The organism is Pseudomonas edaphica (genome assembly GCF_005863185.1).
Classification (GTDB): Bacteria; Pseudomonadota; Gammaproteobacteria; order Pseudomonadales; family Pseudomonadaceae; genus Aquipseudomonas; species Aquipseudomonas edaphica.
The window spans coordinates 1-1,430 of the sequence record NZ_VBVZ01000963.1 but is presented as its reverse complement, the minus strand read 5'-3'; the positions used below and the strand labels follow the sequence as shown (position 1 = coordinate 1,430).

The following is a 1,430-nucleotide window of genomic DNA, read 5'->3' as shown; positions in this document are numbered from 1 at the left end:
GGCACGGCGCTATCGCAGGCAAGCCAGCTCCCACATTAGGTAAGCGGTGTGCCAGCTACACGTCGGCCGCTCAAGAAACACAAAGTGCCGCCCATCGCAGTCAATGCGCCCAACGCATAGAACATGCTGGTCGGCGCAGCGTTGATCAGCAAATAGCCGCAAATAACCGGGCTCATCGCTCCGCCAAACGCCGCCAGGTTTTGTGCGCCGTAATAACTGCCGCGCAATGCGTCGGGGGCGATGGTGTCGATAAACAGGAATTCCGACGGGTAAATGATCATCTCGCCCAAGGTAAACACGAACATTGCCAGGCACCACGTGAGCAGACTGTGAGCCTGGCTGAAACCGACCAGCCCGGCTATGAACAGCAACGTGCCCAGCACGATCCAGTAGCGCAACTGTTCGCGCTTGAGAAACCGGCCAATCTGGTACTGCATCACAATCACGGTGATGGCGTTGCAGGCCAGCACTGCCGACAGAATCTTCAGCGCCTCGGCGGGTTTGTAGGCCACCAGCAAAAACTGCGACAGATACAGGGTGTAGCGCCCGTGGACAATGGTGCTCAACAGGCTGCCACTGGTGAACAGGATCAGCGTGCGGTCGCTGCGCAACGTGCGCAGCGTGCTGAGGAAGCTCAAGGGTTTGTGGCTGTCATCGCGCTGGGTCGGTGGGATGCCGATCATCAGGAACAGGCTGCCAAACGCAATGGCGCTGGCGATCAAGAACGGCGCCAGTTGCATATGCCCGGCAATCACTACACCGATCATCGGCCCAGTGGCGTAGCCAACATTGGTCAGGGTGTAACGCAGGGAAAACACCTTGGCGCGATCACCCACCGGCAGGTTCTCGCTGATGATGGCTTTGGAGCCGATCAGGAACAGCGCCGAGGCGGCTTCGGTAATGACCAGGGTCAGGGTGGTGAGATAGAGGTTGCTGGCGAACGTCAGCAATAGAAAACCGATGGAGCTGGAGAGCATGGCCAGGATCAGCAGCTTGCGCTTTTCCAGGCGGTCGATGATGTAGCCGCCATACAGGCCCAGCAACGTGGCGATAAACACGGCAATGCCCATCAACAGGCCGATGTCCTGCTGGTTGAGGCCCAGTCGGGTACTCAAGAGCAAGGCCAGCAAGGGGCTGGTCATGGCGCGGCTGACCACGATGGTCACCGAGCAGATCATCAGGCGGCGAATTACCAGAGAATAGGTGGCCACGGTGGGGGCGAGCGTCCTTGTTATTGCTTCAAGACAACACAGATCTACGGTGAGAACAGATCAACAGTGAACACAGAGCCAATGTGAATACAGAGCTAATGTGAATACAGAGCTAATGTGAATACAGAGCTAATGTGAATACAGAGCTAATGTGGGAGCTGGCTTGCCTGCGATAGGGGTGGGTCAGCTTGAGTATTTCTCACTGGCCCACCGCTATCG

Annotated in this window: 1 protein-coding gene; it reads right to left on the bottom strand. The window is 57.3% G+C overall.

What is annotated here, in order from left to right:
* Positions 1 to 35: 35 nt before the first annotated feature.
* On the bottom strand, positions 36 to 1,211 hold the full coding sequence (locus FEM54_RS32510; RefSeq protein WP_017137862.1) for an MFS transporter: 1,176 nt from the start codon (positions 1,209 to 1,211) through the stop codon (positions 36 to 38).
* Positions 1,212 to 1,430: the final 219 nt, after the last annotated feature.